The 24,038-nt window shown below is 43.8% G+C and carries 24 protein-coding genes; 1 reads left to right on the plus strand and 23 read right to left on the minus strand.

Going from position 1 to position 24,038, the window contains the following annotated elements; genetic code table 11:
* The 23 genes from ACTHQF_RS13660 to ACTHQF_RS13770 all read right to left on the minus strand — a co-directional run bounded on the left by ACTHQF_RS13660 (position 1) and on the right by ACTHQF_RS13770 (position 22,412).
* A complete protein-coding gene (locus ACTHQF_RS13660; protein WP_440430901.1) occupies positions 1-1,467 on the minus strand; it encodes a complex I subunit 4 family protein in 1,467 nt (488 codons plus the stop codon).
* 20 nt (positions 1,468-1,487) lie between these two features.
* Positions 1,488-3,383, minus strand: coding sequence for an NADH-quinone oxidoreductase subunit L (gene nuoL, locus ACTHQF_RS13665; RefSeq protein WP_440431004.1), 1,896 nt, complete (start codon positions 3,381-3,383; stop codon positions 1,488-1,490).
* 20 nt (positions 3,384-3,403) lie between these two features.
* A complete protein-coding gene (gene nuoK, locus ACTHQF_RS13670; protein WP_440430903.1) occupies positions 3,404-3,733 on the minus strand; it encodes an NADH-quinone oxidoreductase subunit NuoK in 330 nt (109 codons plus the stop codon).
* Positions 3,733-4,230: an NADH-quinone oxidoreductase subunit J family protein gene (locus tag ACTHQF_RS13675; RefSeq protein ID WP_440430905.1), complete on the minus strand. Its 498-nt coding sequence runs from the start codon at positions 4,228-4,230 to the stop codon at positions 3,733-3,735. Before ACTHQF_RS13675 ends, nuoK begins: the two co-directional genes overlap by 1 nt.
* A gap of 66 nt (positions 4,231-4,296) precedes the next feature.
* Entirely contained in the window at positions 4,297-4,797 is a 501-nt protein-coding gene (locus ACTHQF_RS13680; RefSeq protein ID WP_440430906.1) for a NuoI/complex I 23 kDa subunit family protein, read from the minus strand.
* Between the two features lie 33 nt (positions 4,798-4,830).
* Positions 4,831-5,868 (minus strand): NADH-quinone oxidoreductase subunit NuoH, encoded by a 1,038-nt coding sequence (gene nuoH, locus ACTHQF_RS13685; protein ID WP_440430908.1) that lies wholly within the window; start codon positions 5,866-5,868, stop codon positions 4,831-4,833.
* A complete protein-coding gene (locus ACTHQF_RS13690; RefSeq protein WP_440430909.1) occupies positions 5,868-6,872 on the minus strand; it encodes a 2Fe-2S iron-sulfur cluster-binding protein in 1,005 nt (334 codons plus the stop codon). The genes nuoH and ACTHQF_RS13690 overlap by 1 nt, the downstream gene beginning before the upstream one ends.
* Before the next feature lie 25 nt (positions 6,873-6,897).
* Positions 6,898-8,256 carry an NADH-quinone oxidoreductase subunit NuoF gene (gene nuoF, locus ACTHQF_RS13695; protein ID WP_440430911.1) on the minus strand — a complete coding sequence of 453 codons (1,359 nt, stop codon included), beginning with the start codon at positions 8,254-8,256 and terminating at the stop codon, positions 6,898-6,900.
* On the minus strand, positions 8,256-8,768 hold the full coding sequence (locus tag ACTHQF_RS13700; RefSeq protein WP_440430913.1) for an NADH-quinone oxidoreductase subunit NuoE family protein: 513 nt from the start codon (positions 8,766-8,768) through the stop codon (positions 8,256-8,258). Before ACTHQF_RS13700 ends, nuoF begins: the two co-directional genes overlap by 1 nt.
* A complete protein-coding gene (locus tag ACTHQF_RS13705) occupies positions 8,761-9,975 on the minus strand; it encodes an NADH-quinone oxidoreductase subunit D (RefSeq protein WP_440430915.1) in 1,215 nt (404 codons plus the stop codon). Before ACTHQF_RS13705 ends, ACTHQF_RS13700 begins: the two co-directional genes overlap by 8 nt.
* Before the next feature lie 3 nt (positions 9,976-9,978).
* Positions 9,979-10,482 (minus strand): NADH-quinone oxidoreductase subunit C, encoded by a 504-nt coding sequence (locus tag ACTHQF_RS13710; protein ID WP_440430917.1) that lies wholly within the window; start codon positions 10,480-10,482, stop codon positions 9,979-9,981.
* Positions 10,482-11,024: an NADH-quinone oxidoreductase subunit B gene (locus ACTHQF_RS13715; protein WP_440430919.1), complete on the minus strand. Its 543-nt coding sequence runs from the start codon at positions 11,022-11,024 to the stop codon at positions 10,482-10,484. The genes ACTHQF_RS13710 and ACTHQF_RS13715 overlap by 1 nt, the downstream gene beginning before the upstream one ends.
* Before the next feature lie 106 nt (positions 11,025-11,130).
* Positions 11,131-11,502: an NADH-quinone oxidoreductase subunit A gene (locus ACTHQF_RS13720; RefSeq protein WP_440430921.1), complete on the minus strand. Its 372-nt coding sequence runs from the start codon at positions 11,500-11,502 to the stop codon at positions 11,131-11,133.
* Positions 11,503-11,572: 70 nt separating this feature from the next.
* Positions 11,573-13,276, minus strand: a complete 1,704-nt coding sequence (locus ACTHQF_RS13725) for a tetratricopeptide repeat protein (RefSeq protein ID WP_440430922.1) — start codon at positions 13,274-13,276, stop codon at positions 11,573-11,575.
* A gap of 90 nt (positions 13,277-13,366) precedes the next feature.
* The gene (locus ACTHQF_RS13730) at positions 13,367-15,070 is read right to left on the minus strand and encodes a tetratricopeptide repeat protein (RefSeq protein WP_440430924.1); all 1,704 of its coding nucleotides are present in this window, start codon (positions 15,068-15,070) and stop codon (positions 13,367-13,369) included.
* Positions 15,071-15,086: 16 nt separating this feature from the next.
* Positions 15,087-15,992, minus strand: a complete 906-nt coding sequence (locus tag ACTHQF_RS13735) for a PstS family phosphate ABC transporter substrate-binding protein (protein WP_440430926.1) — start codon at positions 15,990-15,992, stop codon at positions 15,087-15,089.
* Between the two features lie 234 nt (positions 15,993-16,226).
* Positions 16,227-17,045: an energy transducer TonB gene (locus tag ACTHQF_RS13740; RefSeq protein ID WP_440430928.1), complete on the minus strand. Its 819-nt coding sequence runs from the start codon at positions 17,043-17,045 to the stop codon at positions 16,227-16,229.
* A gap of 25 nt (positions 17,046-17,070) precedes the next feature.
* Positions 17,071-17,622, minus strand: coding sequence for an ExbD/TolR family protein (locus ACTHQF_RS13745; RefSeq protein ID WP_440430930.1), 552 nt, complete (start codon positions 17,620-17,622; stop codon positions 17,071-17,073).
* Between the two features lie 9 nt (positions 17,623-17,631).
* Positions 17,632-18,249, minus strand: coding sequence for an ExbD/TolR family protein (locus ACTHQF_RS13750; RefSeq protein WP_440430931.1), 618 nt, complete (start codon positions 18,247-18,249; stop codon positions 17,632-17,634).
* Positions 18,250-18,334: 85 nt separating this feature from the next.
* Positions 18,335-19,165, minus strand: a complete 831-nt coding sequence (locus ACTHQF_RS13755) for a MotA/TolQ/ExbB proton channel family protein (RefSeq protein WP_440430933.1) — start codon at positions 19,163-19,165, stop codon at positions 18,335-18,337.
* Between the two features lie 269 nt (positions 19,166-19,434).
* Positions 19,435-21,039 (minus strand): phosphoenolpyruvate carboxykinase (ATP), encoded by a 1,605-nt coding sequence (gene pckA / locus ACTHQF_RS13760; RefSeq protein WP_440430935.1) that lies wholly within the window; start codon positions 21,037-21,039, stop codon positions 19,435-19,437.
* Between the two features lie 142 nt (positions 21,040-21,181).
* Entirely contained in the window at positions 21,182-21,532 is a 351-nt protein-coding gene (locus tag ACTHQF_RS13765) for a translation initiation factor (protein ID WP_440430937.1), read from the minus strand.
* Complete coding sequence (locus ACTHQF_RS13770; RefSeq protein ID WP_440430939.1) at positions 21,522-22,412, minus strand: diacylglycerol/lipid kinase family protein; 891 nt, start codon at positions 22,410-22,412, stop codon at positions 21,522-21,524. The genes ACTHQF_RS13765 and ACTHQF_RS13770 overlap by 11 nt, the downstream gene beginning before the upstream one ends.
* A gap of 229 nt (positions 22,413-22,641) precedes the next feature.
* Between ACTHQF_RS13770 and metK the strand changes: the two genes are divergently transcribed.
* Positions 22,642-23,892 (plus strand): methionine adenosyltransferase, encoded by a 1,251-nt coding sequence (gene metK, locus ACTHQF_RS13775; protein WP_440430941.1) that lies wholly within the window; start codon positions 22,642-22,644, stop codon positions 23,890-23,892.
* Positions 23,893-24,038: the final 146 nt, after the last annotated feature.

The raw sequence follows: 24,038 nt of genomic DNA on the forward strand, positions 1-24,038 counted from the left end.
CTATTTTACCGAAATTAATTTTTGATTCACCTGCTCCAATAACTGCTGTACCGCTGCTTCTGATAAATGAAGGATGGGCTTTGGATATACCCCAATGATTATAACTAATGCACATATGATATAAAGCACAACCTGCTCTGAACCTTGTATGTCACGGAATGTAAGGGTGAGGTCGTTCGTTTTGCCCAACATAATGCCCTGATAGGTTCTGAACATATATACCGCACCGAATATGATGGTCAGTCCTGCAAAAACGGCCGCCCAGATACTCACCTGGTACACGCCCATCAATAGTAGAAATTCACCGATAAACCCGTTTGTACCAGGCAGGGCCACTGTACCTAGCACGATGATCAGGAACACGATTGCAAGTTTTGGTGCTACCTTAGCGATTCCGCCCAGGTCAGCAATTGTATTGGTCTTCATACGGCTGGCGATGATATCCATAATGAAGAACAACCCCACGACGTTGATACCATGGCTTAGCATCTGAATCATGGCGCCTTGTAATCCTTGCGCATTAAGAGCAAAAATGCCCGCCGAGATCAGGCCCACGTGGGCGATTGAGGAGTAGGCAATTAGTCGCTTCGCATTCTGCTGTTTGAAAGCGATGATGGAAGCATAAACGATTCCGATGATTGATAAGATGAAGGCTGTCATCCCCCATTCTGTTAATCCGGCTGGCACTACCGGAAGAATCCATCTGATTACACCATAGATACCCATTTTAAGCATGATGCCTGATAGCAACATGGTACCCGCGGCTGGTGCTTCGGTATAGGTGTCTGGCTGCCAGGTGTGAAAGGGAAATACAGGCATCTTGATGGCGAAAGCCAGAAAGAAGGCCCAAAATATCCAGCTTTGCTGTGCTGCATCAAGATCCAGATTGTAGAACGCCTGAATGTCGAAGTTCTGTGCCGGGTTCTGCAGGTATAAATAAATGATGCCTAAAAGCATGAAAAGAGATCCGCCTACAGTATAAACAAAGAACTTCATGTTTACACGAATGCGATCTTTTCCACCCCAGATTGCGCAAATGAAATAGATCGGAATCAACGCAGCCTCCCAGCCAATATAAAACAGAAAGGCATCCATGGCCGTAAACACGAGCAACAGCCCTGATTGCATGAAAAGCATTAGTGCAACAAAAGCAGATTCATTTTTATGGTCTGTTTTAAAGGTCGTCAAAATGATGATCGGCATCAGTATGTTCGTCAACAATACCGGGATAATACTCAGACCATCTACACCCGCTTTAAAGCTTATCCCAAGCGATTGTATCCAGGGATAATTCACCCCGAATTGCATACTGGAATCTGGTACGAAGTTCATGACCAGCACTATCGCGATGCCCAGTGAAACCAGCGAAGAAATAAAAGCGACCGTCTTGGCAGCTCTGCCTGCACACGCGGCGACCATTGCACTAACCAGCGGGAAGAAAAGAAGTAATAGTAAAAGTTGTCCCATTATGTTTTCTGAACGATCTTTTAGATGGATAAATAAGTATACAATAACATAGAGATGATGCCGACAACCATCATAAAAATATAGAAACCGACATTTCCGGTCTGTATCAGTCGTAAACCCTTACTGGCTTCATTGGTACCCCAACCCAGGCCATTGACGATACCATCAATAACTTTCGTATCCATGATCTTGTAAAAGAAGCCCGACAATGCGTCAAGTGGCTTCCTGATTACCGCATCATAAAGCTCGTCAATGTAGAACTTGTTGTAAGAGAGTCCGGCAATACCAGTACGCGCATGCTCATCAGCTACAGGCACATGATTTTTGCCTACATATCTGCTGTAAGCAATACCAATGGAGACAATTACACCTACGATCGTGATGCCCATCAGCATATATTCTGTGGCGTGATCCGGAGCAGCAGCATGGTGTGTAATAACCGGAGAAAGCCATTGTGACAACCAGTGGTTTCCACCAAGGCTGTGTGGTATACCAATGATTCCTCCAACCGCAGATAATACCGCAAGCACAATCAGGGGAATGGTCATCGATTTTGGAGACTCATGGATGTGGTCTTCCGCGTGATGTGATGCCCCCCTATATACTCCGAAGAAAGTTAAAAATAGCATGCGAAACATGTAGAATGCGGTTAGGAATGCCGTAAACACACCAATCGCCCACATGACTTTGTCCTGTTCGTAAACATGTGCAAGAATTTCATCTTTCGAGAAGAATCCAGAAAACGGTGGAAGTCCTGCAATGGCGATGGTACCAATAAGCATGGTGATGAACGTAACCGGTAACTTCTTGCGCAAGCCGCCCATGACACGCATATCCTGAGCGTGGTGCATGGCATGGATCACCGATCCTGCACCTAAAAACAATAGTGCTTTAAAGAAAGCATGTGTAATAACATGAAAAAATGCACCATCATAGGCACCGACACCTAAACCCAGGAACATATAACCAAGCTGGGAAACGGTTGAATAAGCCAGTACCTTTTTGATATCGGTTTGGGTTAAGGCAATCAGTGCACCAAGAAGTGCAGTTGCCAATCCCACGATCGCAATCAGATGTTGTATCACCGGAGCAAGTTCAAACAACACATTCGAACGTGCGATCATATATACGCCAGCGGTTACCATCGTAGCCGCGTGAATCAATGCGGATACGGGTGTAGGTCCAGCCATTGCATCTGGCAGCCAGGTAAACAAGGGCAGCTGCGCGGATTTACCGCAAGCACCAATGAACAAACAAAGCGTGATCAAGATGATGGTGCTTTCGCCAGCGGCCAGCCCTGCGGCTTTTGGAAAAACTTCTTTAAACTCCAGGCTTCCGAAGGTATTAAAGATGAGAAAAACAGCAATCAGAAAGCCAAGGTCACCAATACGGTTCATGACAAAAGCCTTCTTCGCGGCCGATGCGTAACTGCTGTTAGTGTACCAGAAGCCGATCAACAGGTAGGAACAGAGTCCAACACCCTCCCAGCCAATAAACATCACAATGTAGTTTGAGCCAAGGACCAATAGCAACATGAAGAAGATAAACAGGTTCAGGTAGCTGAAAAACTTACCGTAGCCTTCATCATCATGCATATATCCCGCAGAATAAACATGGATCAGGAAACCCACTCCGGTAATAATAAGGAGCATGATGCTGCTTAATGGATCAACAAGGAAGGATAAGGGAATATTTAGCTGACCAGCACTAATCCAATCAAAGAGGAATACTTCATGTGATTTCTGTCCATCGGCACCTAAGGCCATGAATATGGCTACACTGAGTACGAATGATGCAAAAACTGCAGTACTGCCTAGGAAAGCAATAACGCTTTTCGGAAGTACATTTCTGCCTAAGCCATTAATGATGAAACCAAGAAAAGGAATCAGTGGAACCAGCCAAACTAAATTTATGATCATCTTTATTCTATTCTATATTACCACTTAAGGCGATTCAGGACATTAATATCGGTTGAAGAAGTATTTCTGTAGACCATGACAATGATACTCAAGCCAATGGCCACTTCTGCTGCTGCCAGTGCCATAATGAAAAACACGAAAACCTGTCCCGAAGCATCATTATTATGCACAGAGAAAGCAGTTAGCAACAGGTTCACTGCGTTTAGCATTAACTCCACAGACATGAAGATCACAATGGCATTTCTGCGGGTTAATACGCCTAAAACACCAATGGAAAAAATAATTGCACTTAGCCAGATGTAATGATTGAGGGGAACGCCCTGTAAGGTTTGAGTAATATCTCCCACTATACTTTTTCTTTTTTAGTTAACAATACAGCACCAACCATTGCCGTTAGCAACAGAATAGATGATAGTTCAAAAGGCAACATGAAAGGCCCGAAAAGCTCACGGCCAAGATTTTGAATTAAGCCTAACCCTGAATTCTTAAGTAAAAGCGGGTTTGAAACCGCAGTTGCCTTAAGTGAACCTACCAGTGTAACCACCAGGCAGCAACCCGCAATGATGCCTACGACTTTCACCAGCGGGGATTTTAATGGCTCATTATCCTTGTTCAGGTTGAGTAACATCAGTACAAAAAGGAAAAGCACCATAATTGCACCCATATAAACAATGAAGTTCACCACGGCCAGAAACTGTGCATTCAGCAGAATGTAGTGCACGGTAAAGGTGAAGAATGTTACGATCAGATAAAGTACGCTATGCACCGGATTCTTTGAAAAGATCACCATCAGAGAAAAGAAAATGCTTAGTGCTGCTACGATATAGAACACGGATGTACCCATTAATATTAGTGTTTTGGTGCCAAGCTGGCTATTTATTTATATTTTCTATTGAGCCTTAGCTCATAACTATTTAACTGTTAAAGGTGCCTCTACAAGTTTATCTTTTCCGTAAATGAAATCCTTCCGGAGATAGTCGGAAGGTACGATTGGTCCGTCCAGGTAAATTGCTTCCTTCGGACAAGCTTCCTCGCATAATCCGCAGAAGATACACCTAAGCATGTTAATTTCATAAACTGCGGCATACTTTTCCTCGCGGTAAAGATGTTTTTCTTCCGGCTTGCGCTCAGCAGCGATCATTGTAATCGCTTCTGCCGGGCAGGATAATGCGCAGAGGCCACAGGCCGTGCAGCGCTCCCGACCGTCTTCGTCGCGTTTTAGCGAGTGCATGCCGCGCCAGTTGGTCGAGAATTCCCTTTCAACTTCCGGGTACCGGATGGTGGCCTCTTTTTTAAAGAAGTGGCTTATGGTGATAGACAAACCTTTGGTAATTGCCGGCAGATACATGCGCTCGGCCAGTGTCAACGGCTTTTGTTCTAATACTTTCTTTTTATTGGTTAATGGTTCCATGAAACCTCCCTATTTATTCCGCTCTGCGGGTTATTAAAATTTTTCAACTATCGCAATGACTACCCCTGTTACAATAACGTTGGCAATCGCCAAAGGTATAAGCACTTTCCAGCCTAAATGCATCAACTGATCGTAGCGGAAGCGTGGAATGGTCCAGCGCACCCACATGAAAAAGAAGATGAATGCAAATATCTTAGCGAAGAATACTACCGTACCGATCAAAGGGCCAATAGTAGTCCCGGTATGCTGCAATACCCAGTCCATTCCAGGGTAATTGTATCCGCCAAAATAAAGCGCTGCGATCACCGCTGAAGAAACAAACATGTTAATGTACTCGGCAAAAAGGTAGAAGCCAAGCTTCATAGACGAATACTCGGTATGATATCCTCCGATTAACTCTGTTTCACATTCCGGTAAATCAAATGGTGCACGGTTGGTTTCCGCAAATGCACAAATCAGGAACAGGATAAATCCTATAGGTTGATAAATTACATTCCAATGCCAGCCATGCTGCTGCTCTACGATCTCTTTCAAACTCATCGTGCCCGAAACCAGCAATAATGCGATAATAGATAGACCCATTGCAATTTCATAGCTGATGTTCTGTGATGCAGCACGAATCGCACTTAACAATGAATACTTATTGTTAGAGGCCCAGCCCCCGATCATTACACCGTATACACCCAAAGACACCACACCAAAAATGTACAATACGCCAACGTTGATATCGGTTACCTGCAAAGGAATTACGCGTTCACCAATCTGAATGGCCGTTCCCCAGGGTATTACCGCGGTACCAATACAGGCTGTAAGCATGGCTAAGCCGGGGCCAACCATAAAAAGCCATTTATTCGAGTTTGCAGGTACAATTTCTTCCTTCATGAACATCTTTAAGCCGTCGGCAAGCGGCTGAAAAATCCCGAAGGGACCTGCTCTGTCCGGACCTAAGCGGTCCTGCAGAAAAGCGGCTACTTTACGCTCTGCATACGTCGAATACATCGCGATCACCAGACTGATTCCGAAGATTATGGTAACGAGTATAAATTTCTCTAAAACAAAGGCTATCTCCATCAGAATTTACTGGTTTTTTCAAGTTCTATTTTGTTTGCCTCCCGCAATTTAGGATTAACCTGGATTACTGGCAATGGCTTTAGTGTTTCATAGTGATTAGATGCAATTACCGAAGCATCGCTGATGTGTGTAGGATGTTCCAGCACCCAGTCAGATGTTTGCTTTTTATCAAAGCGGCAGGTATTGCAAATGAAGGCCTCCACTTCGCCGTAAACATCCTTACGCGCAGTTACACGTAGTACATCTTCACCTTTGTACCACAAGGTAACCTTGCCACTGCAGGTTGGACAATCCCGATGAGCATCAATCGGCTTGGTAAACCAGACACGATTCCTGAACCTGAAAGTTTTGTCCGTTAAAGCACCAACAGGACAAACATCGATAACGTTGCCAGAGAAATCGTTATCTACAGCTTGCTGTATGTAGGTAGAGATTTCCGAGTGGTCACCACGGTTGAGCACCCCATGTACACGCTTTTCGGTGATCTGGTCGGCCAGGAAGACACAACGGTAGCAGAGTATGCAACGGTTCATGTGCAACTGAATCTTATCACCGATATCAATACGGTCGAAGGTCCTACGCTCAAACTCATACCGGGTTTTCTGTAATCCGTGCTCATAGGTAAGATTCTGAAGATCACATTCTCCTGCCTGGTCGCAGATTGGGCAATCCAGCGGGTGGTTGATTAAAAGGATCTCCACTACGCCACTGCGTGCCTCCATTACCTCCGGAGAAGTTATGTTTAGAACCTCCATGCCATCCATAACGGTGGTCCGGCAGGAAGCGACAAGCTTCGGCATCGGCCTTGGGTCTTTCTCAGAACCTTTACTCACCTTAACGATGCAGGTACGGCATTTACCGCCACTACCCTCAAGTTTAGAATAATAGCACATCGCAGGTGGCACAATGTCACCTCCAATTTGCCTTGCGGCATTCAATATCGTCGTTCCGGGTTCCACTTCAACTGTGATCCCGTCTATCGTCACCTTAACTTTATCACTCATAACCGATGATATGTATTTGGTTAAATTATGTAGTAACTTCTGTTTTTGCAATAGGCACTGCATAGTTCGCCAGGCCATAATTGGTCTCCAAACATTTTACAGGCTCTTTTACATGCCATTCAAATTCATCCCTGAAGTGCCTTATTGCACTGGCTACCGGCCAGGCTGCAGCATCGCCCAGCGGACAGATGGTATTTCCTTCTATCTTTCTTGCAACATCTACCAGAAGATCAATATCGCTCATTTTACCCTGACCATATTCAATCTTACGCAGAATCTTCTCCATCCAGCCGGTACCTTCACGGCATGGAGAACATTGTCCGCAACTTTCATGTGAATAAAAGCGCGCAAAATTCCAGGTATTGCGAACCATACATTGGTCTTCATCAAAAGCAATAAAACCACCCGAACCCATCATGGTTCCTGTGACAAAACCACCTTCAGATAAACCCTCATAGCTCATCACACGTGCTTCGCCATTCGCCTGTTTCAGGGTGAGATTCGCAGGAAGCACGGGTACGGAGGATCCTCCGGCAACGGTCGCTTTCAACCGCTTACCATTGGCAATACCGCCACAATATTCTTCAGAGTAGATAAACTCCTCCACAGGGAGGCCGAGTTCAATCTCATATACCCCTGGGCGAACAAGATTTCCGGAAGCTGAGATCAGTTTAGTTCCCGTACTTCTTCCAACACCTATCTTCGCGTATTCATCACCACCATCGTTAATGATTGGAACCGTCGCGGCAATCGACTCCACATTGTTCACCACCGTTGGGCAGCCATAGAGGCCTGCAATCGCCGGGAAAGGTGGTTTGATCCTCGGATTACCCCGTTTTCCCTCCAGTGATTCCAGTAATGCGGTTTCTTCACCACAGATGTAGGCACCACCGCCTGGCTGCACGTACAACTCCAGATCATAGCCGGTGCCTAAAATATTTTTCCCAAGGTATCCAGCATTCCTAGCTTCCGCAATCGCGCGCTCTAAAATCCGGACCTGGGGCATCATTTCACCCCTAACATAAATGTAAGAGGTCTTTGCACCCAATGCAAAGCTGGAGACGATCATCCCCTCGATTAATGCATGAGGTATATGCGTCATCAGGAACCTATCCTTGAAAGTTCCAGGTTCCGATTCATCTGCATTACAAACCAGGTAGCGTGGCACGCCTTCCGGCTTAGCCAAAAAGCTCCACTTCATTCCCGTTGGGAAACCTGCACCACCCCTGCCGCGTAAGCCCGACTTCTTAACTTCCTCCACAACCTCATCGGGAGTCATCTTCAAAGCCTTCTCAACGGCCCGGTAACCACCTTTCTGGCGATAAACATCAAAAGTATTGATGCCCGGTACGTTTATATGTTCTAATAATAGTTTACGCCCCATTATTTATTTCGTAAGTCTTGGATTAACTGATCTACCTTTTCTTCATTCAGGTTCTCATAAAAGGTGTATTCTGGTCCAATTTGTAGTACCGGTCCAAACCCGCATGCCGCTAAGCATTCTACCCCTCTCCAGCTGAAAAGACCATCTGGAGTAACCTCGTTTTCTTTTACGCCGAGCCTGTTTTCAATATGCGCCATGACCTTCTCCGCGCCAACAAGGCAGCAAGGCCCGGTACGGCATACCTCAAGTACATACTTTCCTTGTGGTTTTAGAAAATACATGGTGTAGAAAGAAGCGACTTCATACACCTCAATCGGCTGGATGTTCAGGTAAGCCGCAACCTTATCCATTGCGGGCACACTTAGCCAGCCGAAAACGGCCTGCACCTCATGTAACATCGGCAGTAAGGCCGACTTCTGCTTGCCAGCAGGGTATCTGCTTATGATTTCATCAAACTTTGCAATCAAAGTCTCCGGAAATACTTCAGGTTGTTGTTCTTCTACTTTAAGCATCTAATTCTCCAGCAATAATATTCATACTACTCATGTTGATAATGGCATCTGAAAGCAGCATACCTTTACTCATGGGTGCATACATTTGATAATTTATAAAACTAGGTCTTCTGAAGTGTAACCGATATGGTGTACGACCACCATCATTGATCAGGTAGAAGCCTAATTCACCATTTCCACCTTCTACGGCATGATAAACTTCTGCTTTAGGGGCATCAATCTCACCCATTACGATCTTAAAGTGGTAGATCAAGGCCTCCATGTTGTTATAAACCTCTTCTTTTGGCGGAAGGTAAAAATCAGGCACATCGGCATGGAATATGCCAGCAGGTTCCTGCTTCAGCTTCTCCATCGCCTGCTCGATCAGGCGCAGGCTTTGCCACATCTCTTCGTTGCGCACCAGGAAGCGATCGTAAATATCCCCATTGGTACCTACCGGAATTTCAAAATCAAAATCCTGGTATGATGAATATGGCTCACTAACGCGTACATCATAATCTACGCCTGTAGCCCTTAGAAGCGGGCCTGTCCAGCTATAGTCCAAAGCTGCTTCCGGCGTAACAGCGGCTACCCCCGCAGTTCGGTCAATGAAGATCCTGTTCCGGTTAAGAAGACTCTCAAACTCTCTTAATGCAACCGGAAAATCTTTCAAAAACTTGTTGATCTTGGCAAAAGCAATTTCATTAAAATCACGTTCAAAGCCGCCAATCCGGCCAATATTCGTCGTTAATCGCGCTCCACAGATCTCTTCGTAAATTTCGTAGATGTGTTCACGAAACTGGAACAGGTAAAGGAAAGTCGTTGTTGCACCGGTATCCTGTGCAATAATGGTGTTGCAAATGATATGGTCAGATATACGTGCAAGCTCCATCACGATCACGCGCAGGTAATCTACACGTTTAGGCATTTTGATGTTCAGCAGTTTTTCCACTGTCATGTGCCAGCCCATATTATTTATCGGCGACGAGCAATAATTAAGGCGATCTGTAAGCGGTGTAATCTGATAAAATGGGCGGTGTTCCGCGATTTTCTCGAATGCCCGGTGAATATAGCCAATAGTAGATACGCCGCTTACTATGCGTTCACCATCTAGCTGAAGTATGTTTTGAAACACACCATGAGTTGCTGGGTGTGTCGGCCCTAAATTCAGGGTCACCAACTCACTCTGCGGATCATTGTCTGTTGTTACTGGTCGATTGTGTACCATAAGTTATCTGCCAAAGTATTCATCTTTCTTGTCCACCCGATTAGGGTCTTCAAGCGGGTATTGTTTTAACATCGGATGTACACCCAATTCATCCATATTCAAGATTCTACGCAGGTCAGGGTGGCCATCGAACAGTACACCAAAAAGATCATACGTTTCGCGTTCCATCCAGTTAGCCCCATTCCACAGATCTGAAGCCGTAGGAATATTGGGTGTTTGAGTATTCAAAAATACCTTTATACGAATCCGGACCTTCGCTACCATATTGTGAAGATGATAAACAACCGCAAGCCCCTGTTGCTTTTCAGGATAGTGTACGGCGGTGATATCTGTCAGGAAATGGAAATTGGTCCTCGGATCTTTCTTTAGAAAAGTTAACACTTCAATGATATCATCCTTTGTAGTCTCAACTGTTAATAAGCCATAAGGCTCATCCACGTTCGTGACACGTGTTCCAAATTCGCTGCTTAAAAGTTGTATTAAATTATGGTTGGTCTCTTCTGTCATTATAAAATTCCGTATGAGGCTAACAATTGCTTATATTCTGGAGAATCCCGTCTTCTACCTGATTCATTGCGCACCAACTCCTGAATTTTCCCGAAGCCATCAAGAATGGCCTCCGGTCTTGGCGGGCAACCTGGCACGTAAACGTCAACAGGAATAATCTCGTCAATGCCTTGCAGCACCGAGTAGGTATCGAAAATACCACCACTAGATGCACAAGCACCGACAGCCATCACCCATCGTGGTTCAGCCATCTGTAAGTATACCTGCTTCAACACAGGGCTCATTTTTTTAGCGATCGTTCCCATCACCATCAACAGGTCTGCCTGACGCGGCGAAAAGCTCAAACGCTCAGACCCAAATCTACCAAAATCATAGTGTGAACCCATGGTGGCCATAAACTCAATACCACAGCATGAAGTCGCAAATGGTAGTGGCCACAAAGAGTGTGAACGAGCCAATCCAATGACTTTATCGAAGGACGTGGCAAAGAAGCCAGATCCTTCTATGCCCGGAGGGGCGTTTACGATATTGATTTCACTCATGATCTTACAAAAAAAAAAGTTCATTCCGACGAAGAATGAACTACAAATCTACAATAATAGAGGAATTTACATAATGTTGGCCTGATTTAGAAAGAATCTAAATAGCTTAGTTCCAGTCCAATGCTTTCTTCTTAATCACGTATATAAAGCCTAGTAAAAGCGTTCCCATAAAGATGAACATTTCAATCATACCATCCATGCCCAGCTCCCTAAAGTTTACCGCCCAAGGGTACATAAAGATCACCTCGACATCGAACAACACGAACAGGATCGCCACCAGGAAATACTTGATCGAAAATGGCTGACGCGCATTACCCACAACCTTAATCCCCGCTTCAAACGTGGACAATTTATCTGCTGTTTTCCTGCTTGGACCCAGATAATGCGTAGCGATTAGGGTTACAACGACGAACCCGAGTGCTACAATGACCTGAAAAATGATCGGCAAAAAATCTACTGGTACACTTTGACTTTCCATAAGCATGCTTTAGACACAAAAATATAAGAAAAAGGCAGGATAACAACCCTGCCTTATCTTTTCTGAAAATTTATTTACGCCTACCCGAACGTACCGGGCCAGCTAGTGACTTAATACCTGCCAAAGCTGCAGGATCCTGTGATTCCAGAGCCAAAGCTTTATTCCAGTAGGTTCTGGCTTTTTCCTTGTCCAATTTCGCAAATGCGAAAGCCGCAATGGCATTATAGGCCTCAACCAGATTTCGCTTGGTAGCGGCGGTTTGTGCAAGGCTACTTCGATCGGCAGCCTCAATATAGGCCTGATAGGCCGGCACCATGGCACCTTGTGGGTTCTGCTGGTCCTCCATTAGGAGCAGCGCTCTTGCACGCCAGAGATGAGCTGTAATCAGATCTGGTGAACTGCGCAAGGCCTGATCAAAAATCGCGTTAGCCTGAGCAAGCAGCGCCTGTGAGGGCTGCTCCTGACGGTTAAACGATTCGACGTACCGGAAATATAATGCCGTTCCATGATATAACCCAAGTTCCCCAGCATTCACAGGCTTTCCACCAAGCTGTTTCATCAATTCGAAGGTCTCTATCGCTTTGACCCAGTTTCTTGCATTGTAGTAGCGTTTGGCAATATGATCCATTGCTACTGTTTTTGAAGAATCAATTCTTATTGCTTTGGTAGCACTTACTAAGGCAGCATCGCCTAGCTGAAGTTTCTGTTGTGTCAGACTTAGATAAACATAGTCATCTGCGGTGGCTTTCCGTTCGTCAGCAAGGCTGCTAAACATGCTGTTCAGGTACTGCTGGGCTGCAGGGTAATTGCCATTTTCATAGGCAGCATAACCGCTTAACCGCGCCACGACGGGTGCTTTCCAGTTATTCGCCGGAACTGGCAAAAGCGCCTGTAGTTCCCGTTCAAGATTCCGGTAGTCCCCTACGGCAAACAGCAACTTGGCAAATTCAAGCCTAGAATCGAAGGACCGGTCTGTTAAATTGAGATATAGGCTGTAGTTCGCAACGGCGTTTGCTGCTGCTGCAGCATTATTCTTATCGTTTAAATAAGCTTGCAAGCTGTAATCAGACATCAGGCGATATGCCGGACCGTAGTTGCTGTTAGTTGCCAGCACAGCTTTTAATACACTATCAGCCTTTAAGGGCTGACCCGCCTTGAAGTACATCCCAGCGATCTGCACCTTGGCACGCAGCAGCGTAGAATCACGCTGTAGTGCTTTCGTATACTGCTCCAGCGCCTCAGTATATTTACCTTGTGCCGCATAGAAGTTCCCAAAGGCTAAAAAGACTTGTGCATCTTTATCTGACTTATCCAGTTCATCGGCCCTTTTCAAATAAGGTAATGCAGCGTTAAAATCGGGCTGCGCCGCAGATGTATAAGCCTCGCCAATGGCAAGATGAGCGTTATATTTACGCTTGGAACTTACATTGACCGCTTTGGCAAAGTTAATTTTAGCTGCGGCAAGGTTTCCAGCTTGCAAGTCGGCTTGCCCAATACCAGCATAGTTTAAGGGATTCTTTTTGGCAGCACGAATACCCTGGGCAAAAATAACTTTAGCCGAATCAAGGTAGCCGGTCTTCAGGTAAACTTCACCCAAACTGTAGTATAGATCACCCTCCTTGGGCTTTGTCCCCAACAGCGTTTTCAGCATTGATTTGGCCGTTTGGTACTGTTCCGCATCAATCGTTCTCCTGACCTCCCCTAGTTCCTGCCCAGAGGCGCCGAAACCCAGCGTCAGAAGTACAATCGCCAGAATATATTTTTGTTTCTTCATAGCTTGTCAAAATGGGTTATTAAACCACATTAAACAAAAAAGAGAATGCCAATGCGGCACTCTCTTCTTAAGATTGAATTATTTAACTTTTTACTTCTTTGCTGTTTTAGCAGGAGCTGACAATGATTTGATACCAGCTAATGCAGTTGCATTTTGCGGATCAATAGCAATTGCTTTGTTCCAGTAGGTTCTTGCTTTTTCTTTGTCTGTTGTAGACGCAAATCCAGCGATAGAGTTATAAGCTTCCACCATATTCTTTTTAGTAGCAGGTGTTTGCTTATCTACATGTGCTTCAGCAGAATCTAAATATTGCTGATAGTGTGGCACGTAGATACCTTGTGGGTCGGTTTCACTATCCTTGAAATAGTTAACCCTTGCACGCCATAAGTGTCCGTCATAAGTAGATGGAGATAATCTAACCAACTTCGCAAATGACGAATCCGCTTTTACTAAAAGATCTTTCGAAGGATTCTTCTTAGCAGTGTAATCTGCAGCATAGCTGAAGTAAGCCGCCAGACCATGGTAGTAGTAGTTATAAAGTGAACCTACACCACTTGGATTTAAACGGTTTACAACGTCATAAGTTGCCACTGCTTTTGGATAGTCTTTAGCCTCATAGAAGGACTTAGCCATGTTAGCTAATGCTTCAGCTTTAGTAGAGTCCATCTCAACAGCTTTGGTGATGTTGATCAAGGCAAGGCTATCTTGTTTTTGTTGCATCTGTGCCTGACCTAAGTACAGGTAATCATCAGCAACGATACGGCTTGTATCTTTAACCTTTGCAAAGAAATCGTTCATGTATTCCAATGCCTGAGGATAGTTTTTGTTTTCGTAAGCAGAGTAACCTCTCAAACGTGAAATCAAAAGACCTTTAGGGCTGTTTTGAGCCATTGCTGCCAACTCATTGGTTTCAGCTTCCAGTTTCTGGAAATCTTTCGCATAGAACAAAATCTGTGCGTATCTGATACGTGAGTCAAAAGACTTATCTGTTAAGTCTAAATACTTCTGATAGTTCTCAATTGCAGCTGCTGATTTTGCCTGTCCGTTTGGATCACCGAAAGACCATTGGTTATATAACTCAGAAAGCTCTCTGTATGCAGGACCGTAGTTAGGATCTTGAGCAATTACCTCCTTTAAAGCTGTTTCTGCCTCAGGAAACGCACGTGATTCTTTGTACATCCTTCCAATCTGAACTTTAGCCCTTAGGATGTTCGGATTAATGTTTAAAGCACGCATGTAGTTCTGAAGTGCTTCAGAGTTCTTACGCTGATAAGCATAGAAATCTCCAAGTGCTAAAAACGTCTCCGCATCTTTGTCGTTTTTATCCAGCTCATCCGCTTTTTGTAGATATGGCAAGGCCGCATTAAAGTCAGGTTTGTCAACCTCGATGTATGCTTTACCAATATATAGTTGAGGAATGTAATCGTTCTTTTTAGATACATCTACCGCTTTATCAAAATTTGTTTTCGCGGAAGCTGCATTGTTAGATAATAGATCTGCTTCTCCAAGTCCAATGTAGTTCAATGGATTCTTAGGATCAGCAGTTACACCTTGTGTAAACACCGCTCTTGCAGAGTCAATGTAGTCTGTTTTTAAGTAAACTTCACCTAAATTAAAATAATTCTCTCCTTTGCTGGCTTGAGATTTTACAAGCCCTTTCAGCATTGAAGTCGCTTTTTGATACTGTTCAGCATCTACCGCTTTCTTCGCATCTTCCAGGCTTTGAGCAAAAGAGGCAGAACCCATTACTGCTAAACCTAGACTTAAGGTTATTGCTTTTTTTGTCATCTTCATATTTCAAATATATTATTTAGTTTGAATTCTTTAAGTTAAAATCCCTTGAAATCAGCTTATGTGGCCCCAGACCTGATTTCAAGATTATAAGCTGTCCTCGCGGACTTGCTAACCAGTTTGCAAATCCCGTACCGACACCATCTTTACCTTCACAGTTGATGATGTAAACATTTCTAAGAAACGGATATATACCACTGATCAGATTATCCTGGGTAGGTTTGTAAAATGCATCATCACCCTTTCCACCTTTGACATTCTTTACACCAATTAGTTTAACCTTAGGATAATCGCTATCGCCTTTTTTTCCAGCTTGTAGATACCAGTTCAGGCCAATAACGCCAATGTAGTCTTTGTCCTCTGCGACGTATTTAATAACGTCAGCATTGCTGTTTAAAGTATACACCCCTTTAGATGGAAGTGTATTTATTTTAGCAAGATCCTTAAAGTACTTTACCGTGCTCGAATAAGGATTGTCAAAAACCAACTGCTTATTACCTGTGTAAGTTCCCTTCAAAATGGCGATCATCTCCTCAGCAGTGACGGTGCTATCAGGGCTTTCTGCATTCGCAATCAGTGCAATGCCATCAATCGCAAAACGCTGCGTATAGGCCACGATACCTCGATTGGTATAAAATTGCTCCTCTTTTGGCGTCAAGACCCTGGACATGACAATCACCCGGATGCTGTCATTCAAAAATGTAGGCAAAATCCGCTGTTCCTGGCCTTTGATCAGTTCAACTTTCGCGTCCGGATAGTCCGAGTTAAAAACTTCCAGTTGCTCATCCACAATATTGGAGAAAGTGTCATCAACCAGTACTTTCACCGAACCTGTGGTCCTCGTTTCCTGAACCCCCTCCGATTTCGGCTTGTCTTTACAAGAACTGAACGCTATCAAAATGCATAAAAAACCAAGATACTTCATGTCTATCTGTCCGTTTGATTAAGTCTGAAAAATCTGATGATCGCATATACGATCAGCAGAATACCAAATAAGATCCTGTAGGTCGGTTGAATGTCGAAAGGAATGTCCTTCCAAAAGATTAAAAGGATGCCTAATGCAAAGTAAAACAGCAAGATGATTAGGCCGAAAATAAACAGAAATCGCTGTTGGGGCGATTTCTGCTTAAAATTATTGTAGTTAAACATATTTTAACTCTTATTGAGATAAGGTGAAACTGATTGGAATGTTGTACTTAACACGTACTGGTTTTCCATTCTGAATACCTGGGGTCCACTTAGGGCTCGCCTTTAACACACGGATCGCCTCTTCGTCGGTACCACCACCCAGTTTTTTACCTGCTAATTGAATATCAGTCAGTTCTCCATTTTTCTCTACTACGAAAGAAAGGAACACTTTACCTTGAATATTGTTCTCAGCGGCCATTGGCGGATATTTTACGTTTTTAGAAACATAAGCGTAAAATTTATTGATACCGCCTGGGAAACTTGGTGGAGTTTCGATACTTACGAAATCGTAAACCTGGTTATCTTCTACCACAGCAGCTTGTTTCGGACCCTCACCTACTGGTGCGGTAATCACGATATCAGCATCCGGATCCCCGGCTATGGTTTTCTGACCTGGGTCAGCTTTTTTCAAATCCTCGATCTGTGGTGGCTCCTGGTCACGCACCTCAACATCCGGTTTTACAATCGGAGGCGGGAACTTCACCTGATCAACTTTTGGTGGTGGTGGCTCTACCGGTGGCGGCGGTGGAGTCTTTGGATCAACAGGTGGTGGTGGCTGAATCGCAACCTCAACCTGCTGTACTATTTCTTCTTCTGGCATCGAGCCTTTGATCAAACTAATGATCTTCGGCGTCATGAACAGCAATATAAATGCTGCCGATGCGATCAGCGTTGCTCTTGTTGTAGTTGAACCATTGTTCTGACGAAGCCTGTAGGCACCGTAAGACTTATTTTTGTTTTCAAAAACAACATCAAGCCATTCTTTTCTGAACAAATCTATTTTAGACATTGTGCTTGGTTTTAGTTGTTAAATGTTAGAGTATACCGTTTTGCTTCATTACAGCAATCTCAGAATCAAGGATGTTTTCATCATCAATAGCCGGAGCCGCGCTGATTTGAGCAATGTTCAACTCGTCCATAATATCCACAAAGTTCTTATAGGTTGCTCCTGAAGTTGGCTTAATAACGACTACAAGAGATTTCTTCGGGTCGTTACCATATAACTCAGCAACTTTCTTTTTGTTTGCCAGGATAGACTGTCTTACTTCTGGGTACCCTTCAATTGTCGGGGTTTCCTTACCTGCTTCTCCCATATACCAGGCTACCTTGTTGTTTTTTCCAAGTAGAATGGTCATGGTTTGAGATGCACGCAGCTCCAACCTGTTGGTATCGTCTTTTTCGTTTTTATCGGGTTTTGCAATGTCCATTGCAATAGGCTTCGAAAGCGACGTAGTTAGCATAAAGAAAGTGATCAAAAGGAAAGCTAAATCCACCATTGCGGTTAAATCTACTTTCGTGTTGGCTTTCTTGGTTCTAACTTTGCCGTCTTTTTTGCCACCCCCGCTGGAGGTATCTAATTCTGCCATTGCTATTTCTTATTGAGCACCGCCTTCGGCCGATGTAATTAAACTAAATTTGTTGATTTTCTGTTTCTGAAGAATATCTACAATCTTCTTAACAGTAGGATATTCTTCCTCAGCATCTCCTCGAATACTAATCCGCATCGCTTCAGAGTGCAACTCCGCAACTGCCTGGCGTGAATTTAAGATCCAATCCGCCAATTGGTTGTTTGTTGAATCTGCCGGGATTCCGGTACCCAAACCAGATTTCTCACGTGCTGCTTCATCCGGTAAATTGATGTACTGCTTCAAACTCTGAATTGGTACGCCAAAGGACTGAATTACACCGAAACGCTTACGTTCTTCTGGAGTAAATTCGATTTTGTACTGCGCTGCCATTTTATCCAAAGTGGCCATCTTCACGTCTTGTCCCGCTACTTCATAAAACACCTTGCCATGACCGATCGATAATTTTGCAATATCAACATCAGGTACCGGAATTTTATAGGTCGATGTCGGAATTGTAATCTTAAGAGGATCAGGTTGACGTGCTGTAGCTGTTAATATAAAGAAAGTCAGTAGTAAGAAAGACACGTCGCACATGGCGGTCATATCGATCGAAGTACTCTTTCTTTGAACCTTTGCTCTTGGCATAATTTAAATATTACTTATGTTTTTTTATTAATGATGTTTATTCTTCCGGTTTTCCATAAAGCCGGTAAAAAAAATTCATTATTTCTTATTTATGCGTAGAAGCATAAGTCTGGATGATGCTGAAACCAGCTTCATCAATTGCATAAGTTAATTTGTCAATTTTAGAAGTAAGGATGTTGTACATGATAATCGCAACAGTTGAAGTCGAGATACCTGTAGCGGTGTTGATCAACGCCTCAGAGATACCATTCGCTAGTGCTGCCTGATCCGGAGCTCCAGATGTAGCCAAACCACCGAATGCCTTGATCATACCTGTTACTGTTCCTAATAGACCGGTTAATGTACCTACTGATACTAAGGTTGCAATTACAGTTAAGTTCTGCTCTAACATTGGCATTTCTAATGTAGTTGCTTCTTCAATATCCTTTTGGATTGCAAGACATTTCTGATCTGTATCCATGTTAGCCTCAACTTCCATTTCACGATATTTTTTCAAACCAGATTTAATCACGTTTGCAACAGAGCCTTGTTGTTTGTCACACTCAGCCATAGCAGCTTCGATGTTGTTTGAACTTAAAAGGCCTTGAATTTTCTTGATGAATGTATCTAAGTTTCCGTTTCCTGTTGCTCTACCAATTACGATAAAACGCTCTACTGAAAACACAAATACCATTAATAACATACCCATTAAGATCGGTACGATAAATCCACCTTTGTAAGCCATACCACCATAATTTCCTGGAAGTGGGTGATTATCTGGATTGCCATCCACGAAGTTTGATGGATTACCAAGGACAAATTTGAAAAGCAGAACACCAATAATGATACAAATTGGAATTACTAGTGTTGCGAACATGTTAGAAGCTGTAGACGAGCCTTCTTTTTTAACTGGTGTAGTTTTTGGTGCGTTTGCCATTTTTTTGTTTTTAGTTTTTTAGTTTTTAGTTTGTTTTAATTTCGAATAATTTCTGTAATACACTTCAACGGCTAATGTAGGCAATTGTTGCTATAACAAATTTAAAATTTCAATTTTAAAATTACAGTAAAATTTCAAAAGTTATCAATTCGTTACGTTAACCGACAGACATTGGTAAAATCAAAAAAAGATTGCCCCTTTCCAGACAATCTTTCACAATTAAAACTAAAAAAAAAATGAAATGCAAATTTTAGCCTAAATTTCCGCCTTTAAATTGCTATTTCACGTACTTTAGGTAAAGAAGCTGACATCTCCTGGTTAGCATATGGCTCAAACACCCGGAAGTTTTCCAGGAATGCTTTTGCAAGCTCGTTGGCTTTGGCGTCGTAGGCTGCAGCATCTGCCCAGGTGTTTTTAGGATCCAGTATTTCAGCAGGTACACCAGCACAACTTTCCGGCATCTGCAACCCAAATACAGGATCGGTCTTATAACTCGCATTATTTAGCGTGCCATTAAGGGCTGCGGTAATCATTGCACGGGTATGCGCAAGCTTGATCCGCTTTCCAACACCATATACACCGCCGCTCCAGCCGGTATTGACCAACCAGACATTTACCGCATGCTTTTCCATCTTTTCACCAAGCAACTCGGCATAACGTGTAGGATGCAGGGGCATGAAAGCTTTTCCAAAGCAGGCTGAAAAAGTTAGCTGCGGCGCTGTAACGCCAGCTTCAGTCCCCGCTACTTTAGCAGTATAACCGGAGATAAAGTGAAACATGGCCTGTCCTGGAGTTAATTTCGATATGGGTGGTAATACACCAAGGGCATCTGCTGTAAGAAAAAAGATGTTCCGCGGAACTGGTGCTATGGAGGGTTGCAGGGCATTATCTATATAGTTAATCGGATATGCTACGCGGGTATTCTCCGTTTTTGACACATCTTCAAAATTCACCTCCCTGGTGTCCGGAAAAAAGTTGATATTTTCCAGCAAGGCACCAAAGCGGATAGCTGAATAGATCTGTGGCTCCTTTTCTGCGGTCAGGTCAACACATTTCGCATAACAGCCACCTTCGAAATTAAACACAGAGTCGCTACCCCAACCGTGCTCATCATCGCCAATCAAACTCCTTTCTTCGTCAGCAGACAGTGTGGTTTTACCCGTTCCGGAAAGACCAAAGAATATTGCCGTATCACCCGCAGCCCCAACATTGGCGGCGCAGTGCATAGATAAGGTCCTTTTCTGAACCGGCAACAGGAAGTTTAGCACCGAGAATATGCCTTTCTTAAGCTCTCCGGTATAACCGCTGCCACCTATTAATATTACTTGTTTACTGAAATTGATAATGGTAAAATTTCCCTGGCGGGTACCGTCACTTGCCGGATCAGCCTGTAAACCCGGTGCTGCAAGGATCGTCCAGTCCGGCCGGCTTAACTGATCCCGCTCTTCTACGCGCAAAAACAGGTTATGTGCGAAAAGATTTTGATAGGCCGTTTCCGTTACTACGCGAATGCTAATTTCATACGCAGGGTCTGCACAAGCAGCTGCATCCCTGACGTAACACTTCCTACTATTAAGATAATTGGTAACCTTATGATATAGAACCTCAAATTGTTCAGGCGAGATCTTAATGTTTACATCACCCCACCAAACATCATTTTCCGTCAGGGCATCGGCAACAATATAACGGTCTTTTGGCGAGCGGCCAGTAAACTTTCCCGTGTCAATGGCCAGGGCACCGCTATCGGCAAGTTTACCCTCTCCATTTGCCAGCGCCTCCTCTATTAACTCGGGAACGCTTAGCTGATACTTCACTAAACTTGTACCTAAACCCAGGTAACTTAAATCGGGTGTTGTTGATTTAACTTCAGGCATAAAATTTGGTTTATGCCTCAAAGCTAAATACTTTGAAAGGAATTTTTGCCCAGATTCAGCTATTTATTTTACTTATTGTGCTGCATACACTATAGACATCATGCTAAAATACAGCCATTTATCAGCAGCCCAGCCCACAACCTTAGCCTCCAGATCTTTTGGCTTTATAACCCTCTTTTTGAAGCAAGCTCAGCACCTTCTCCCTGAAGTCGCCCTGAATAATGATCTCGCCGTCCTTAGCAGATCCGCCCACCCCACATCGGGTTTTCAGCAGCTTTCCCAATTGTTGTAAATCTTCATCAGAACCTTTGAATCCGGTAACCAGTGTCACGGCTTTACCACCACGGTTTTTACGATCCAGCGTTACCCGGAGGTCTTGTTGCTGATTGGGTATGTTTATCGCCTCCACCGGCTCCACAGGATATTCAAAATCCGGATCGGTGGAATACATGATTCCTCCAAGATCCTCCAACGACTTCTTTTTAGGCTTCATAATCTGGTGTAATAATATTTAACGATAAAGGCACGATCTGGATCTTAAGCTCCGTTCCCATCTGGAAGGGTTCCCCATCAATATGAATGGCAGCCTCCTGATTGCGCCTGATAATAATGTTTTTGCCCCGAATGATCTCCACCATATCGCTATGGTGCGCATTAGCCCGCAGCATCTGATAGGCAAGTTTAGGCAACCGTAACAGTGGAAAGGATTTGATTACACACACATCCAGCAAACCATCGGTAACAGAGGCCTCCGGAGATATATAGGTATTGTTCCCATATTGTGAACTGTTGGCAATACTCACCACAAAGGCTTTCCTTGTAATGGACCTGCCATCTATTTCAATATGATATACCTCAGGCTTATAGTTTAACATCTCCTTCAATCCAAGTTGCACATACCCGGAAAGTCCACGCTTTTTGTTTCCGGCAAATATGGAACTAATATGTGCATCAAAGCCCATGCCCGCCATATTGAAAAAGCATTTTCCATTGAAAGTAGCTGTGTCAATGCGTTTCACATGCAAGCCGTTGATCACCTTTATGGCTTTAACGGTATCCATTGGAATTTTCAGGTACCTGGAAAGGCCGTTCCCTGAACCGAAAGGTAAAACACCCATGATTTTGCCCTGCGGCATCACCGCGGTGCCCACTTCATTGATCGTCCCGTCACCACCTACCGCAACCACGACCTCGAAGTTCTTATTCCCCGCTTCCGCAGCAAGTTCGGAGGCATGCCCCACATACTCCGTAAAACGGAAATTGGCATTGAACCTGGATTTATCCAGATACTTGTCAATCAGCCCAGGAATGTTCTTTTTATCCCGGCCACCGGATATCGGATTTATGATGAATAAGATGTTTGTTTTAGACAAGGTACTATTTTTAAGAAGTTGCAAAATAATTGATATTTTTTGACTATATGAATATATATCCTATTTTTGAGCGCTTAAAGTGGACTGATTTGTGATGCTATTTAACGATAGCGGGATTGCAACCACGTAAAAAAAAGTGCTAACCATCAATACACTTCCTTTTACTGACTGTTTGACCAGGATCATCATCCATTTTATCTAATTATTAATCGTTAATAAATTATTTAGAATGTCATACTTATTTACATCAGAATCTGTTTCCGAAGGTCATCCTGATAAAATAGCAGATCAAATATCAGACGCACTAATTGATAACTTTCTAGCATTCGATTCTGATTCTAAGGTTGCCTGCGAAACCCTGGTTACTACAGGTCAGGTAATTTTAGCCGGAGAAGTTAAATCCAAAACTTACCTGGACGTACAGCAAATCGCTCGTGATGTCATCAAAAAAATCGGCTATACCAAAAGCGAATACATGTTTGAGGCGAATTCCTGCGGGATCTTATCCGCCATCCACGAACAGTCGCAAGACATCAACCAGGGTGTAGACAAATCCAATAAAGAAGATCAGGGTGCCGGAGATCAGGGGATGATGTTTGGTTATGCCACCAATGAGACTGAAGATTACATGCCGCTTGCGCTGGATCTTTCTCATAAATTGTTGCAGGAGCTTGCGGTTTTGAGACGTGAAATGAATGAAATCACCTATTTACGTCCGGATGCAAAATCGCAGGTAACACTTGAATATGATAACAACAACAAGCCTGTTCGCATTGATGCCATCGTGATCTCTACGCAACATGATGAGTTTGATGAAGAAGCGGCGATGCTGAAAAAGATCAAACATGACCTGGTAAGCATCCTTATCCCAAGGATCATTAGCAAAAACCCGCAATACGCACACCTTTTCAACGAGCAGATCCAGTACCATATCAATCCCACCGGAAAGTTTGTGATTGGCGGACCCCATGGTGATACCGGTTTAACCGGCCGTAAGATTATCGTAGATACCTATGGCGGTAAAGGTGCTCATGGTGGTGGTGCCTTCTCGGGTAAAGATCCAAGCAAAGTAGACCGCAGTGCGGCTTATGCCACCCGTCATATTGCTAAAAACCTGGTTGCCGCGGGCGTTGCAGACGAGGTGCTGGTACAGGTGAGTTATGCTATTGGCGTAGCAAAACCTATGGGTATATACATCAATACTTATGGCACCGCCAAAGTATCTAAAACTGATGGCGAGATTGCAAAGATCGTAGAAAGCATCTTCGATATGCGCCCTTACTTTATTGAGCAGCGTTTAAAACTGAGAAACCCAATATATAGCGAAACAGCTGCGTATGGCCATATGGGCAGAAAGCCGGAAACGGTAACCAAAACTTTCAGAACCCCGAATGGTGAGGAGAAAGTGCTTACGGTAGAGCTGTTTACCTGGGAAAAGCTCGATTATGTAACCGAAGTTAAAGCTGCGTTCAGCCTGTAAAACACGAGTAGATACACATCATTACAGAAGGTAGCCGTCTTACATGCATATTGTAAGACGGCTTTTCTTTTGAGCCATGGTTATGGGTTTAACAGGCATCGATTAAGCCTTTATAGGGGGTTCATCCGGCTGATGGCCGGCTAAGG

This window comes from Pedobacter sp. SAFR-022, from assembly GCF_051965375.1.
GTDB lineage: Bacteria > Bacteroidota > Bacteroidia > Sphingobacteriales > Sphingobacteriaceae > Pedobacter.

What these genes read in the sequence shown, in the direction of transcription:
- ACTHQF_RS13720 (WP_440430921.1), bottom strand. Translation starts at nt 11,502, where the DNA reads ATGGAAAGTCAAAGTGTACCAGTAGATTTTTTGCCGATCATTTTTCAG.
- nuoF (WP_440430911.1), bottom strand. Translation starts at nt 8,256, where the DNA reads ATGGGGCGTAAACTATTATTAGAACATATAAACGTACCGGGCATCAAT.
- metK (WP_440430941.1), top strand. Translation starts at nt 22,642, where the DNA reads ATGTCATACTTATTTACATCAGAATCTGTTTCCGAAGGTCATCCTGAT.
- ACTHQF_RS13710 (WP_440430917.1), bottom strand. Translation starts at nt 10,482, where the DNA reads ATGACAGAAGAGACCAACCATAATTTAATACAACTTTTAAGCAGCGAA.
- ACTHQF_RS13725 (WP_440430922.1), bottom strand. Translation starts at nt 13,276, where the DNA reads ATGAAGAAACAAAAATATATTCTGGCGATTGTACTTCTGACGCTGGGT.
- ACTHQF_RS13705 (WP_440430915.1), bottom strand. Translation starts at nt 9,975, where the DNA reads ATGGTACACAATCGACCAGTAACAACAGACAATGATCCGCAGAGTGAG.
- ACTHQF_RS13730 (WP_440430924.1), bottom strand. Translation starts at nt 15,070, where the DNA reads ATGAAGATGACAAAAAAAGCAATAACCTTAAGTCTAGGTTTAGCAGTA.
- ACTHQF_RS13690 (WP_440430909.1), bottom strand. Translation starts at nt 6,872, where the DNA reads ATGAGTGATAAAGTTAAGGTGACGATAGACGGGATCACAGTTGAAGTG.
- ACTHQF_RS13715 (WP_440430919.1), bottom strand. Translation starts at nt 11,024, where the DNA reads ATGAGTGAAATCAATATCGTAAACGCCCCTCCGGGCATAGAAGGATCT.
- pckA (WP_440430935.1), bottom strand. Translation starts at nt 21,039, where the DNA reads ATGCCTGAAGTTAAATCAACAACACCCGATTTAAGTTACCTGGGTTTA.
- ACTHQF_RS13680 (WP_440430906.1), bottom strand. Translation starts at nt 4,797, where the DNA reads ATGGAACCATTAACCAATAAAAAGAAAGTATTAGAACAAAAGCCGTTG.
- ACTHQF_RS13740 (WP_440430928.1), bottom strand. Translation starts at nt 17,045, where the DNA reads ATGTCTAAAATAGATTTGTTCAGAAAAGAATGGCTTGATGTTGTTTTT.
- ACTHQF_RS13745 (WP_440430930.1), bottom strand. Translation starts at nt 17,622, where the DNA reads ATGGCAGAATTAGATACCTCCAGCGGGGGTGGCAAAAAAGACGGCAAA.
- ACTHQF_RS13750 (WP_440430931.1), bottom strand. Translation starts at nt 18,249, where the DNA reads ATGCCAAGAGCAAAGGTTCAAAGAAAGAGTACTTCGATCGATATGACC.
- ACTHQF_RS13660 (WP_440430901.1), bottom strand. Translation starts at nt 1,467, where the DNA reads ATGGGACAACTTTTACTATTACTTCTTTTCTTCCCGCTGGTTAGTGCA.
- ACTHQF_RS13700 (WP_440430913.1), bottom strand. Translation starts at nt 8,768, where the DNA reads ATGCTTAAAGTAGAAGAACAACAACCTGAAGTATTTCCGGAGACTTTG.
- ACTHQF_RS13765 (WP_440430937.1), bottom strand. Translation starts at nt 21,532, where the DNA reads ATGAAGCCTAAAAAGAAGTCGTTGGAGGATCTTGGAGGAATCATGTAT.
- nuoH (WP_440430908.1), bottom strand. Translation starts at nt 5,868, where the DNA reads ATGGAGATAGCCTTTGTTTTAGAGAAATTTATACTCGTTACCATAATC.
- ACTHQF_RS13735 (WP_440430926.1), bottom strand. Translation starts at nt 15,992, where the DNA reads ATGAAGTATCTTGGTTTTTTATGCATTTTGATAGCGTTCAGTTCTTGT.
- ACTHQF_RS13755 (WP_440430933.1), bottom strand. Translation starts at nt 19,165, where the DNA reads ATGGCAAACGCACCAAAAACTACACCAGTTAAAAAAGAAGGCTCGTCT.
- ACTHQF_RS13675 (WP_440430905.1), bottom strand. Translation starts at nt 4,230, where the DNA reads ATGGGTACATCCGTGTTCTATATCGTAGCAGCACTAAGCATTTTCTTT.